Consider the following 13,640-nt stretch of genomic DNA (forward strand, 5'->3'; position numbering starts at 1 on the left):
ATTTTGCGAAAATTTCCGAATTTGTACAAAACCGTCATCTTCCCGATCCTTTCCCGGTTTGACCCGGAAAAAATCCATTATTTTACCATGGGTTGTCTCCGCTTCATTTACCGGTTTCCCGGCGGAAAAGCCCTGTTAAAGGCACTTTTTCATGTGAATGATCCGCGGCTGGTAACTTCATTTGCCGGATTGACCTTTAAAAACCCGGTAGGCCTGGCCGCCGGCTTCGATAAAAACGGCAAATGGATTGACGAGCTGGCCGCCCTGGGCTTCGGGTTTGTGGAAGTAGGCACCGTTACCCCCAAACCGCAGGACGGCAACCCCAGGCCGCGGCTGTTCCGCCTGAAAAAAGATTCGGCGCTGATCAACCGCATGGGCTTCAACAACGAAGGGGTAGAACAGCTGGCCGAAAATCTCCGGAAACGGAAATCGGACATCCCCGTAGGCGGGAACCTGGGGAAAAACAAAATCACCGATAATGCGCTGGCCCTGAACGACTACCTGGTAACCTTCCGGGTCTTACGCCACCTGGTAGATTATTTCGTGGTTAACGTTTCGTCGCCCAATACACCCGGCCTGCGCGACCTCCAGGAAAAGGGCCCGCTGCTGGAAATACTGATGGCCCTGCAAAAAGAAAACCAGGAAATAAAAAAGCCGGTTTTCCTGAAAATTGCCCCGGACCTAACCGATTCCCAGCTGGACGATATCGTGGAAATAGTGACCTTATCCGGTATAGCCGGCATTATTGCTACCAACACCACCCTATCGCGGGAACACCTCGATACTTCACGGGAAACAGTGGAAAAAACGGGTGCAGGCGGACTATCCGGCCGGCCGCTGCGGGAGCGGTCCACCGAAGTCATCCGCTATATCCGGAGCAGGAGCAATATACCGGTTATCGGGGTGGGCGGTATACATTCACCTGCCGATGCCCGCGAAAAACTGGACGCCGGAGCGGGACTTATCCAGCTCTATTCCGGCTTTATATACGAAGGCCCCGGCCTCATCAGGCAAATCAATAAAAGTTTATTATCATGAGTAGCATAGTTCCCTACAAAGAAAGCTCAGGCTCTAAAAAAGAGCAGGTAACGGAAATGTTTGACAATGTAGCGGGTAAATATGATCTGCTTAATCACGTTTTAAGCGGCGGGGTAGACATCTACTGGCGGAAAAGGGCGCTGTCGATGCTCAAAAATAACCGGAATGACCTGGTGCTCGACATAGCCACGGGTACCGGAGACCTGGCCATTGAGGCTAACCGGATCCTGAAGCCCGGTAAAATTATCGGGGTAGATATTTCGAAAGGGATGCTGGAAGAAGGCCGGGCAAAAATAAAGAAGCTGGGCCTGGAAGAAAAGATAGAAATGCAGCTGGGCGATTCAGAAAAATTGCTCTTTGATGACAATACTTTTGACACCGTCATCGTTTCGTTCGGTGTGAGGAATTTCGAAAACCTGCTGAAAGGGCTGTCAGATATGAACCGGGTACTGAAGCCCGGCGGCACCTGCATGGTGGTAGAGTTCTCCAAGCCGAAGAATTACTTTTTTAAACAAGCCTATTGGTTCTACTCTACAAAAATTTTACCTCTGATCGGCAAGCTGATCTCTAAAGACCGTTCGGCCTATACGTACCTGCCTGAATCGGTGAAGGCATTCCCTGACGGGGAAGACTTCCTGAAGGTGTACAGAGAGGCAGGGTTCAAAGAATGCAGGGCCGTTCCGCTTACATTTGGTATATGTTCAGTTTATATAGGAAAGAAATAACGTGCTTTCTTTTTATCCTTACGGCCCTCGGAGCTGAGGCCCAGGTAAAAACCCGTTATCAGCCCAATTACGATGCCAAACCCTTGCGGTTCGGCTATTACATTGGCTTTGGTTCCACGCATTACGATGTAAAGTACAAATCTTCCTTCCTTTCAGCCGCCAACACGCAGGATCCGCTGGGTACAACCTACTCCGTCACCTCTCCGAATACCACGGCCATACGGGCAGGTGCCATGATCAATTATTTCATAGACGATTACTTTGACATCCGCTTTTCGCCGCTGAACATTTCGGTTCAAAAAAGAAATGTTGTTTATGTAACAGGGCGACCCGGCGCCATGCAAACACGCGAAGAAACCCAGGTAGACAAGGCCTGGCTGGAGGTTCCTTTCCATGTCAAATACAAATCCGAGCGCCGGAACAACTCCCGCATGTACATTTTCGGCGGAACCCGGTGGGCCTTTGAAACCAATGCCATAGGCCGGCGGGGCTCCAACAGGTCGATCATTAACTCTTCCCTGCGCACCAATGACCTCATGCTGGAGTATGGCGTGGGCCTGGAAATTTTCAGGGCTTATTTTAAAGTCACCCCTGAGCTGCACTTCTCCCACGGGCTCTTTGACATGACCCGGAAAAACAGCAACCTGCATTTCCTGGAACACGTAAAAAGCCTGAAAACCCACACGGTCAGCCTGCTGATCTTGTTTCAATAAGGCTTTTGGCCTGCCTGACCAGGTCGGTATCGGCTTCGTATGTAGCAAACTCATCAACCGATTTATCTCCGCCCATGTGGATCCGCCCGTTCCGGAAAATCATAGGGCTGGCAATGGTTCGTTTTGCCGAGAAGTGGAATGCATTCACGCCGGTTTCGGCGATCTGCAGGATATTGCCCGGGTTCACCCCGCTTCCGGCCATGATATTGATCTTCCCTGCCGCTATTTGACTGAACCTGGCCAGGTTATCGAGCCCTTCCCAGGCATTCTGGTAAAGCCCCGAGGTAAGAATATTCTCAATGCCCAGCCCCGCCAGGATACTCACCGCCCCGTCAGGATCGCTGCACATATCAAATGCCCGGTGAAACGTAACGGGGTAGTCGCCGATGGCCTCCAGCTGCCTGTGGATGGTGTCCAGGTCAAGGCGGCCGTCAGGCAGCAGCGCCCCGATCACGAAGCCTCCCGGCCGGAGGGTTTTCAATATTTTTATATCTTCCAGCATGGCGGCTTTCTCGGTTTCATTGAAGCAAAAATCGCCTCCCCGCGGACGAATCATAACATACACCGGGATAGAAACCTGCTCCAGGGCCGTTTTTACCGTACCGTAGCCGGGCGTAATTCCGCCCTCGGGCATACCGGCACAAAGCTCGATCCGGTCAGCCCCGCCGGCCTCTGCATTGCGGCAGGATAATACACTGTAACAACAAATTTCCAGCTTGCCGGAACTATTTTGTCTCCTCATTTTTTATCTAATTAATTGAAAGAAAGCGCACTGCTTCGAAGATGTAAATTAACTTTTTCAATAAAGCAATTTTTTCTCTTTAATGCGTTTTAGATTAAAGTTTTTTTTACTTTTGCAGCCGGTTTCAAAATGAATTGTTTCACTTAAAATTAATGGGAATATGTATTGGACACTAGAGCTTGTTTCCTACCTAGAAGATGCCCCATGGCCAGCAACTAAAGACGAATTAATTGACTTCTCGATCCGGTCGGGAGCCCCTAACGAGGTCATAGAAAATTTATCTGAATTGGAAGATGACGGGCAACCGTACGAAAATATAGAAGAGATCTGGCCGGATTATCCTACCAAAGAAGACTTCTTCTTTAACGAGGATGAATATTAACAGGCAGGATACAAAAAGAAGGCACCTCACGCGGGGTGCTTTTTTTTACCCTTTATTTCGAAAAAACGCTTATCTTGAACCATCAACAGGAACAGCCTTATGAAAAAATTTAAAGCAGAAGAGGTCAGGGAAGACGGCAAAAAGAAATTCAGCATTGAAAAAGCAAAAACCAAAATCAAGGATTTTTACGATTCGGAAGAAGAATACCTTGAAATGCTGGCTGAGCTTCAGGATGATCTCGACGACCTCCAGACCAAGCTGTATGCCAATTCAAAATATGGGGTGCTGGTGGTTTTCCAGGCCATGGATGCCGCGGGCAAAGACGGCACCATGCGGGCGGTCTTTAAGAACGTGAACCCCCTGGGTATGAAATTCTACTCCTTCAAAAGACCCACAGCCAAAGAGCTTAACCACGATTACCTGTGGCGCTGCTTTAAACAGTTGCCCGAACGCGGCACGCTCCAGGTCTTTAACCGCTCGTATTACGAGGAGGTGCTGGTGGTCAAGGTTCACCCGGAGATCCTCCACACCCAGCAGCGCATCCCGGATGAGCTGATCACGGAGAAAGTCTGGGAGGACCGGTACGAAGACATCAAAAACTTTGAGAAATACCTCAACAATAACGGCATAAAGGTGATCAAGTTTTTTCTGAATGTATCAAAAGAAGAGCAGTCGGAAAGGCTCATTGAACGGATAGAGGACGTTTCCAAAAACTGGAAATTTGAAGAGGGAGATATCAAAGAACGGGAATCCTGGGCCGATTACATGAATGCCTATGAAGACATGATCAACGCTACGGCCACAAAACGGAATCCCTGGTATGTTATACCGGCCGACGACAAGAAGAATATGCGCCTGATGGTGGCTAAGATCATGGTGGAGAACCTGAAAGACCTGAACCCCGAATACCCCCAATCGTCTGAAGAAAGAAGGGCCCAGCTGGAGGGCATGATCGGCACCATTAACGCGCAAAATAAAAAATAAATTTCCGGCGGATAATCCCGCGCTTTTTATTAGTTTTGAATAAACAGTTTCGAGATGAGAACTCCCAAAAGTTTAGAATTACGAGACTTAAAACGGCTGGTCAGGGAGGGGGAAGGGAGCCAACTGGAATTCAAGCTGAAAACCACCCATCCTGACAAGATCATGCGCGAAGTAGTGGCCTTTGCCAATACTTCCGGCGGAACGCTTCTCCTGGGCGTGGCCGATAACGGGGAGCTGCCGGGCCTGAAATTTCCTGATGAGGACAGCTTTGTAATGGAAAAGGGGTTTGCCCGCTATATTTCACCCGGTGTTCATTACTCCAAAGAAGAAATCATACTCGAGAACGGCCGTCCGGTGCTGGCCTACCATATCAAAAAAAGCACCGGTGCCCTGGTTTACTTTAACCCTACCGGCAAAGAAGAAGATCGTAAAGTGTACATCAGGAATGCCGACCGCTCCATCCAGGCCAGCCGGGAAGTACGCGAAATCCTGAAAGAACGGCTTAAGGAAAAAAGCTACCGGTTTCGCTACGGGGAGAAAGAGGATATCCTTATGAAATACCTGGACCAGAACCAGACCATTACTCTCCGTGAATTTTCACGGATTGCCGGGATTTCCCTTAAACAGGCTTCAAAAACGCTGATTCTTTTGGTGCTGGCCCGCGTTTTACAGGTTTTTGCGCATGAGATGGAAGATAAGTACCTGCTGGCTTGAATCTCCATCCAACCACGGTATACTTTGTGAAAAATCCTTTGTGTTCTTTGTGTAAATATTTTTTACACAAAGAACACAAAGGAACGGCGCAAGGAACCCGGAGAGACAGGTATAATAATTCTTACAAATGGATCACCTCGCCATAAGCGGCCGCGGTAGCTTCCATAATGGCTTCTGACATGGTAGGATGCGGGTGAACCGATTTCAGCACTTCCATGCCGGTGGTTTCCAGGTTACGGGCCACCACCGCTTCGGCAATCATTTCCGTTACATTGGTACCGATCATGTGACAGCCCAGCCATTCACCGTACTTCGCATCATAGATTACTTTCACAAAACCTTCAGGCGCACCGGCGGCTTTCGCTTTTCCGGAAGCCGAGAACGGGAATTTGCCCACTTTGATCTCGTAGCCTTTTTCTTTCGCTGCTTTTTCGGTTAAGCCTACCGAAGCAATTTCCGGCGTACAATAGGTACATCCGGGGATATTGCCGTAGTTCAGCGGCTGCGGATGATGCCCGGCAATCTTCTCTACACAAATGATCCCTTCGGCAGAGGCCACGTGCGCCAGGGCCTGTCCGGGCACTACATCGCCAATAGCGTAATATCCCGGCACATTGGTCTGGTAATATTTGTCTACCAGTATCTTTCCTTTATCGGTAGCAATGCCTGTTTCTTCCAGGCCTATCCCTTCAATATTGGCCTGGATACCGGCGGCAGAAAGCACGATATCCGATTCAATGGTGATCTCTCCCTTCGGTGTTTTCACGGTAGACACACATCCTTTTCCGGAAATATCTACTTTCTCCACACTGGAACCGGTATGGATTTCCACGCCCAGCTTCTTATACTGCTTGGCCAGCTCTTTGGAAACGTCTTCGTCTTCTACCGGCACAATATTCGGCATGAATTCCACGATGGTCACCCGGGTACCCATGCTGGCATAGACGTAGGCAAATTCTACCCCAATGGCACCGGAACCGATCACCACCATAGATTTGGGTTGCTTCTCCAGCACCATGGCTTTGCGGTAGTCAATCACCTTTTCTCCGTCTATCGGCACATTAGGCAGCTGGCGGGCCCGTGCACCGGTAGCAATAATAATGTGCTTGCCTTCCACAACGCTGGTTTTACCGTCTTTGCCTTTTACCTCGATCTTCTTGCCCGGCTTTACTGTCCCAAAGCCGTCGATCACATCGATCTTATTCTTTTTCATCAGGAACTGCACACCTTTGCTCATGCCTTCGGCCACGCCTCTTGAACGTGCAATTACCGCAGAAAAGTCAGCATTGGCCTCGCCTACTTTAATACCGTAATCTTCGGCATGCTGAATATATTGAAAAACCTGGGCTGATTTTAATAGCGCTTTGGTAGGGATACATCCCCAGTTAAGGCAAACTCCTCCTAAATTCTCTTTCTCCACCACTGCCACTTTTAACCCCAACTGTGACGCCCGGATAGCCGTTACATATCCGCCGGGACCGCTACCTAAAATCACCACATCATATTGTGCCATACATTTCAGACTTTTAAGTTTTAAAAAATGATGACAAATTTAAACAATATAATTTAAACAGGGGCTCAACCGGGTCTGATTAAAAGAGCGGTACCGTAAAATAAATTAATACCGAAACTTTTGGGTAATCAGTGAATTGTCTACATTTTTACGCGAATAAATCAACTATCACTTTTTTACTGGGTATGAAACACACACTTTTTGTTCGCATTTTCCTGTCAGTAACAAAACCCTCTTTTCCAACACTTCAAATCACACCATACGCAATGGTCCGGTTATTTGCCCTTATCGCTTTAAGCTTATGTCTCAGCGGCTGTTTCCTGCGGCCTGACATTACAAAAGAATACGTCATAGATGCCAGCAAGCCTTATACCGTAATCTATTCCTTTCAAAGAAGCAAAAGCTATTTCCGGATCACAGTAGACGGGTATATTAAAGGAAAGTGCCGTATTCTTACCGGGTCTGGTGGAAGAAATGGCGGTCATTACCTTATTTCCGACTGCAATTATATTCTCAGAGACAATGAGCACATGTATTCCGATTCTGTGAAGTTTTCCTATAACCCCTCCATGTCAACAATGGAAGGGCATACTCAATTTTTAATTTATTACCCTGAAAATGTAGAAAGCGGTGACAGCATCCGGATCCGGATTCTCGAATCCGGATTTCAGTGGTATTAAGATGCCCGATTTTACTTCCCAGCGGAACTAATTTATTCCAGGCACGTTTTATTAGAAAGACCCCGGTTCCTTTAGCGGGGCTTTAACATATATCCGGTTTTACTTGACACGTAAAGAATAGTTTATATCTTTGCATAAAAGTTTTTAGCTGATGAGAAGAAACGATATTAAAAAATCTGGCCAGACATAGAAAGCAGTTTCTGAAATGAAATATATTTTCAGGAACGGTTTAAAACCGTTCTTTTTTTTTCTACCCCCGGCAAACGGTGGGTAATTTTTTTTACTACGTTAACCATTTAAATAGCGATAATCATGTCATACCAATATTATACACAAGAGGGATATGATAATTTAAAAAATAAATTAAACGACCTTAAAACAAAAGGAAGAAGAGAGGTTTCAAAGGCATTGGCGGAAGCCAAAGACAAGGGCGACCTGTCTGAAAATGCAGAATACGATGCCGCAAAAGATGCCCAGGCCCTGCTGGAAACTGAAATTGCAAAGCTCGAAGAGCTCTTTGCCAAAGCCCGTATTTTAGACGAGACCACTATAGATACCTCCAAGGTATCGTTGATGACGACAGTTAAGATCAAAAATCTGAAAAACAAGGCTACCATGAAATACACGCTGGTAGCAGAAGAAGAAGCCGACCTGAAACAGGGGAAAATCTCTATCAATTCGCCTTTTGCCAAAGGACTGCTGGGCAAAGCGGCCGGAGAAAAGGCCGAAATCCAGGCTCCGGGAGGAGTGGTGGAAGTGGAGGTGCTGGAGATAACTTTATAAAGTTAAAAGTTAAAAACTAAAAGTTAAAAGCTGTGGTACATTTAGTATTTTATATATAAGAATGTTCCTTAACTTTTCACTTTTAACTTTTAGTTGTTCACTTTTCCTGCTTCCACGATGAAATTATGAACTACGCCCCCATCGCCCCCTGGTACCAGCCCCTGAGCAGGATTGTGTTCGGGGATACGCTGATCCGGGCACAGCGCCTGGCCCTTGAGGCGGTTTCATCCGATTCACGCTTACTGATCGCCGGCGGGGGCGATGGCGAAATCCTGAAACACTTACAGGCATGGAACGGCCCGGTAGATTTTGTGGAGATCTCCGCAGAAATGCTCCGGCTGGCCCGACCCAAAGCTACTCCCACTACCCGTTTTATTCACCGGGATATTTTTGACTTCCAACCGGACCATCTTTATGACGTGATGCTGTTCCCCTTCTTACTGGATAATTTTCTCCCGGAAGACGCAGAAAAGCTTATAGTCTCTCTCAAGCCTTTCCTGGATAAAAAAGGACAGGTTATTGTTGTAGATTATACAGAAAAACCTTCTTTCTGGCAGAAAATACTGCTGCAAACCATGTATTTCTTTTTCCGTATAGTAGCAGATGTACGCGTAAAAACATTGCCCCCCATCGAAAAAACCATGCAGCAAAACGGATTTCAAAAAACCGCTGGCCGCACCCTCTTCCACACCTTCATAGAAATAAAGCACTACACCCTCATCTGATCTTCTGCGATGAACTTACGACGCTACTATACGCCTCATTTAACTTACGTGCCTTTAATGTCTTCTATAGTTAATCAAATTCCCCGCCGGTTATCATTAGAGTCCGTATCGATCAGCTTATTGTACGGATCCACACCCACCTCCACCGGCTTTTCATCGACAATCACCGAAACCCGGTTCGATATCTTACTGATCTTATACCGCTTCAGGTAAATCTCGTTATCGTATTCGTAATTGCCCTTTTTCTTCTTCTCACCAAACACACCGACTTCGATATAATCGGCCAGCGGTAAAGACTTCAGGGCTTTTTTACCGGCTCCGTCGGTCAGGGTTTTTCCATCCATATCTTCATATATCCGTTTTCCCTTCTTATCTGTGCGGTATTTGGCTACTTTAAAGTCAATATCTACCTGATACTTCCCGTTGGGCAGCTCCTTCGATGTCACCTTATCCACCTTATTGTTGTACAGGGTGATGGTTTCAAACATGTCTTTGATAAGGTATTGCAGGCTGTCAGGCGTACCCCGCCGGATATGATCTACAAACTCGAGAGAGGTGGTATACGGCGGCTCCTGGAAGGCCACATCTTCAATGTACCCTTTCAGGATACGATTGAAATTCTTTTCGCCGAGGTAATCACTCATGGCATAAAGCACCAGCGACCCTTTGTTATAATGAATATACTGCTGGTTCTCGTTATACATCAGCGCGTTTTCGCTTTTCCATTCGGCAGCCCGTCCCAGCAGGTACTTATCCAGCGCATCTTTGAGAAACTTCCGCATCTGGAACTTCCCGTAACGTTTTTCCAGCACGCGCAGCGAGCTGTACTCGGCCAGCGACTCTGACATGAGCGTAGCCCCTTTCACATGGGCACCGATCACCTGGTGGGCCCACCATTGGTGTGCCAGCTCATGAGCCGTAACCGAATACGGGTAATCCACGGCATTGGGCTTATCTTCATCTACCCAGGCAATAAATCCTACACTCTCTGAATAAGGGATGGTATTGGGAAACGACTGGGCAAAGCTGCCTTGAGTACGCGGGAATTCCACGATCCGGACCTGCCGGTGCTGGTAAGGGCTGAAGTTCTCTGTATAATAGTCCAGCGAATGCTTCAGGGAGCTCATCATCCGGTCGAGGTTGTACTCATGCCCCTTCTGGTAGTAGATTTCCATGCTAACCCCTTTGTATTCTTCTTTCCTGACATCGTAGCGTGCTGAATTAAAGGCGTAGAAATTCAGAATAGGCTTATCCATTTTATAATGAAAATACTTTCTTCCGTTTTCTGTCCACTCCTTTTGAAGGTATCCCGGCGCTATAGCAATCTGGTCTTCCGAGGTGCTGACGGTAGCTTCAAAACTCATCCAGTCGGCATTATTGGAAATGTAATTATTCCGGCGAGCCTGCATATCGGTAGGTTCTGCCATTCTCTCCCGGTCTTTCAGGCCATATTTCTTACGTACATCGTTATCCACAATCTCTGTAGACTCCTGGTAGCCAAAACCGGGGAAAAGCTCAAAATTATTAATAAATGTACCGTTTTCAAGCACCGGTGACTCATCTGCCAGCCAGTGATTCCGTACGTTTTCAGAAAGGATCTTTACCTGCAGCGTATCTCCCGGCTGCAAAGGACGCTCCAGGGTATAAATACTGAAATTCAGCGAGGTATCATTCCATACCTGCTTATTCGGAATATCAAAATGAATGCTGCGCAGGTTTTCTCCATAGTCTACAATCAGAGAATCAATAGCCTGGCCTGTCTTATTCACCATCGTATAATACGCAATGGCATTATAATTTCTTTCCTTCGGGAAAATATTCATTTCCACCTTCACACCGGTAATCCTGGGTTGGGGAGTAGCGGCATATCGCTTGTACTCTTTCTCATAGTTTATACGATGCTGCTCTTCCTCCCGGCTGGTGTAGAACGGCTGGGCCACGGCCAAACGATAATAGAGCGCGCAGCCCAATGCTGTAAATGCCGCCAGTGAAATCAGCATAGGAACCGCCACCGGGCGCTTAAAGCGCAATAAAGCGGTTTGCAACCTGTCTTTTACCCCGGAAATAATGCCCCTTCTCCAGAACAGGAGGGTTAAACCGTATAAAACACCGCAGAAAAGCAGCCAGTAAACCCGGAAAATGATACTCTGGCGGTAGGAGCCGAACCCATTCATATCCGAATACCCGGCACCGGGCGAGTAATTGAAATGAAAAACAGGTAATTCAATGCCGATCTTAGAAAGCCCGCTCGGTATCATCAATGCTACCAGGATCACGATGAAACCCAGTAAGTAATTTTTAAAGAAAGACTGGATGAACAGGGCAAAAATGATCAACACCACAAAGTGGAGCATCCGGAAGCCCAAAAGTGATTTGATATACAGCCCGGGCTCAAAATGGTAATAGCCATAATACGCCTGAACCAGCATACCGGCAATCATACCACTCACCATAAGTACCGCACACATGGCCAGAAGGGCCAGGAACTTAGACAGCAGAAGCACCCAATCAGGAACCGGGGTGGAGTCTACCAGGAAATTCATCCGGTGGGTAGCAGCCGAATTCAGCACAACCCCGGCAAAGAGAAAAATAAGAATCTGGCCGAAAAGCACAAAGACCCCGCTGATGGTTTCCAGTACCTTTATGGTTACCGGGTAGGTCTTTGTACCGAAAACATTTTCTCCGAGGGTATATCCGTTCACAAACACGAACAGCATCAGCACCGCCACAATAGAAATAAATACCCAGTTTTTCACAATAGACCGGAATTCTGTACGCGCCAGGCTGAAAGCCGTTTTGAGATTTTGTGCAAAAGAAAAATTAAAGGTTACCTCCGGCAGGTTGATCCGGAATACGCTCCGGAAATTATCTTTTACCGACCGCTCCGGGGCTTTTTGCCGCAAAAGGCTTACGGGAGACTGGGAAAACGAGAAGGTCACCCAGGTAATGACCAAAGCCAGTATGCCGGTTCCCACCCAGATCAGCCGGTTCAGCACAATAGCTTTGCTGAAAGGAATATCATTGACGTTTTGCTCTTCAATAGACCAGTATTTGCTCACGTAGCTCAGCGCTTCCTGTCCGTAAGGCTCAATAAGGGCGGCAATAAACTTATCGTCCATGTTTTCGGTCAGGTTGCCGATAACGATCTGCAGGATGAGCAGGATAAGGATAAAGATGAAACCAATATAAACGTTACGGGTGAGGGTGACCAGGAGAAAGATAATAGCCCCGATAAAAAAGATATTCGGAATCACAAAAAGAACATAGCTCTGGATAAAAGCCCACAGGCGGAAAGGTCCCATCAGCTCCTGGTTAGCGAAGGGCAGCACGGAAGCGACGATAAAGGCCAGTCCGATACCCAGGGAGATAATGATGGTGATCAGCATGCCGCTCAGGAACTTGCCGGCCAGGTAGTCGCGCTTACTGAACGGGTAGGAATAAAGCACGCTGTGCACGTTATACTTATAGTCGCGGTAGACCGTGGCACCGATCACGGTAGGGATAATAAAGTTAAGCAATTGCGAGAATCCGTTGATCAGGCTGTTTACCGCCAGGGGCGAATTGTAATACGTATTGGATGTAGTGGTCACGGTAAAGGCATCGAAATAGCCCAGCGCAGAGGCCATGACCAGGAAACCGATCAGGAAGAAGACGGCAAAATAAATATAGAAAGACGGCTGGCTGAACCATCGTTTCGTTTCAAAAGAAAATATCGTTCCCAGCATCAGATCGTATCGTTTTTGAGTGCTACAAAATATACATCTTCCAGGCTGGGGGTAGCCGGCACGAAGGTCTCGTTAGGCTGCTCCTCGCTGTACACCCGTATATTCAGGGTATTATCCGGGTTATAATTGGAAGATAACACCTTAAAGTTCTTCATAAACGCATCGGTATCCTCCCGCTCGATGATCCGCATCCATATCTTTCCTTTCAGTGCGGCCTCTCCTTCAGACGGGGTTCCGCGAAACAGGATTCTGCCCCCGTTCAGTATGCCGATCTCATGACAAAGCTCGCGCACATCATCTACAATATGGGTAGAGAAAATAACGGTATGATTGGCGCCTATTTCACGCAGAACATTCAGGAAACGATGGCGTTCGGCAGGGTCAAGACCGGCCGTAGGCTCATCCACAATAATGAGCTTCGGGTTATTCAGCAGCAGCTGGGCAATTCCAAAACGCTGCTTCATACCGCCTGAATACCCGCTGACGCTTTTCTTCCGCACCTCCCAGAGGTTAGTAATCTCCAGCACTTCCTGGATCAGCTTTTTCCGGTCGGCTTTCAGGCTTACCCCTTTGAGCCGGGCAAAATAGTCGAGCAGGTCCTCTGCCGAAAAATTAGGGTACACCCCAAACTCCTGGGGCAGGTATCCCAGCACTTTGCGTAAGCTGAGCTGATCTTTCAGGACATCAATCTCACCAAACGATATACGGCCGGAATCAGGCTTCTGCAGGGTGGCCACCGTACGCATAAGGCTGGATTTCCCGGCACCGTTGGGCCCCAGAAGTCCGAACATTCCGGCGCCTATTTCAAGGGACACATCGTCAAGGGCTTTTACACCGTTTTTATAGGTTTTACTCAGGTTTTGAATAGATAGGCGCATAGGTTATGGTATTATATTTCCTCTGTAATTTTTAGCAG

The 13,640-nt window shown here is 47.6% G+C and carries 13 protein-coding genes; 9 read left to right on the forward strand and 4 right to left on the reverse strand.

From position 1 onward, the window contains the following. The first annotated feature begins 21 nt into the window (after positions 1–21). From AB2U10_RS08815 to porT, 3 genes are read left to right on the forward strand one after another with little or no spacing between them, the layout of a single operon-like run. Positions 22–1,038 carry a quinone-dependent dihydroorotate dehydrogenase gene (locus AB2U10_RS08815; protein WP_367913722.1) on the forward strand — a complete coding sequence of 339 codons (1,017 nt, stop codon included), beginning with the start codon at positions 22–24 and terminating at the stop codon, positions 1,036–1,038. Continuing rightward, positions 1,035–1,763, forward strand: a complete 729-nt coding sequence (gene ubiE, locus AB2U10_RS08820) for a bifunctional demethylmenaquinone methyltransferase/2-methoxy-6-polyprenyl-1,4-benzoquinol methylase UbiE (protein WP_367913723.1) — start codon at positions 1,035–1,037, stop codon at positions 1,761–1,763. Before AB2U10_RS08815 ends, ubiE begins: the two co-directional genes overlap by 4 nt. Next, complete coding sequence (gene porT / locus AB2U10_RS08825; RefSeq protein ID WP_367913724.1) at positions 1,736–2,476, forward strand: type IX secretion/gliding motility protein PorT/SprT; 741 nt, start codon at positions 1,736–1,738, stop codon at positions 2,474–2,476. The genes ubiE and porT overlap by 28 nt, the downstream gene beginning before the upstream one ends. On the opposite strand, the gene AB2U10_RS08830 is transcribed toward porT, so the two are convergent. Further along, positions 2,451–3,218, reverse strand: a complete 768-nt coding sequence (locus AB2U10_RS08830) for a copper homeostasis protein CutC (protein WP_367913725.1) — start codon at positions 3,216–3,218, stop codon at positions 2,451–2,453. The genes porT and AB2U10_RS08830 overlap by 26 nt on opposite strands. A 160-nt stretch (positions 3,219–3,378) precedes the next feature. Here AB2U10_RS08830 and AB2U10_RS08835 point away from each other — a divergent pair, with 160 nt between their 5' ends. The 3 genes from AB2U10_RS08835 (at position 3,379) to AB2U10_RS08845 (ending at position 5,298) form a co-directional block, all read left to right on the forward strand. After that, complete coding sequence (locus AB2U10_RS08835; RefSeq protein WP_013409416.1) at positions 3,379–3,600, forward strand: DUF2795 domain-containing protein; 222 nt, start codon at positions 3,379–3,381, stop codon at positions 3,598–3,600. A gap of 99 nt (positions 3,601–3,699) precedes the next feature. Then, a complete protein-coding gene (locus AB2U10_RS08840; protein ID WP_367913726.1) occupies positions 3,700–4,584 on the forward strand; it encodes a PPK2 family polyphosphate kinase in 885 nt (294 codons plus the stop codon). 54 nt (positions 4,585–4,638) lie between these two features. Beyond that, a complete protein-coding gene (locus tag AB2U10_RS08845; RefSeq protein WP_367913727.1) occupies positions 4,639–5,298 on the forward strand; it encodes an AlbA family DNA-binding domain-containing protein in 660 nt (219 codons plus the stop codon). A 121-nt stretch (positions 5,299–5,419) separates the two neighbouring features. On the opposite strand, the gene lpdA is transcribed toward AB2U10_RS08845, so the two are convergent. Further along, complete coding sequence (gene lpdA / locus AB2U10_RS08850; RefSeq protein ID WP_367913728.1) at positions 5,420–6,811, reverse strand: dihydrolipoyl dehydrogenase; 1,392 nt, start codon at positions 6,809–6,811, stop codon at positions 5,420–5,422. Between the two features lie 266 nt (positions 6,812–7,077). Between lpdA and AB2U10_RS08855 the strand changes: the two genes are divergently transcribed. The 3 genes from AB2U10_RS08855 (at position 7,078) to AB2U10_RS08865 (ending at position 8,999) form a co-directional block, all read left to right on the forward strand. Next, positions 7,078–7,491 (forward strand): hypothetical protein, encoded by a 414-nt coding sequence (locus tag AB2U10_RS08855; protein ID WP_367913729.1) that lies wholly within the window; start codon positions 7,078–7,080, stop codon positions 7,489–7,491. Between the two features lie 312 nt (positions 7,492–7,803). Continuing rightward, complete coding sequence (greA, locus tag AB2U10_RS08860) at positions 7,804–8,274, forward strand: transcription elongation factor GreA (RefSeq protein ID WP_493820407.1); 471 nt, start codon at positions 7,804–7,806, stop codon at positions 8,272–8,274. Positions 8,275–8,399: 125 nt separating this feature from the next. Further along, on the forward strand, positions 8,400–8,999 hold the full coding sequence (locus tag AB2U10_RS08865; RefSeq protein WP_367913730.1) for a class I SAM-dependent methyltransferase: 600 nt from the start codon (positions 8,400–8,402) through the stop codon (positions 8,997–8,999). Positions 9,000–9,073: 74 nt separating this feature from the next. Here AB2U10_RS08865 and AB2U10_RS08870 read toward each other — a convergent pair whose 3' ends face one another. Together AB2U10_RS08870 and AB2U10_RS08875 are read right to left on the reverse strand one after the other, a co-directional pair. Next, the gene (locus AB2U10_RS08870; RefSeq protein WP_367913731.1) at positions 9,074–12,724 is read right to left on the reverse strand and encodes an ABC transporter permease/M1 family aminopeptidase; all 3,651 of its coding nucleotides are present in this window, start codon (positions 12,722–12,724) and stop codon (positions 9,074–9,076) included. Further along, positions 12,724–13,602: an ABC transporter ATP-binding protein gene (locus tag AB2U10_RS08875; protein ID WP_367913732.1), complete on the reverse strand. Its 879-nt coding sequence runs from the start codon at positions 13,600–13,602 to the stop codon at positions 12,724–12,726. Before AB2U10_RS08875 ends, AB2U10_RS08870 begins: the two co-directional genes overlap by 1 nt. Between the last annotated feature and the right edge of the window lie 38 nt (positions 13,603–13,640).

This window comes from Leadbetterella sp. DM7 (assembly GCF_040829825.2).
Lineage (GTDB): Bacteria > Bacteroidota > Bacteroidia > Cytophagales > Spirosomataceae > Leadbetterella.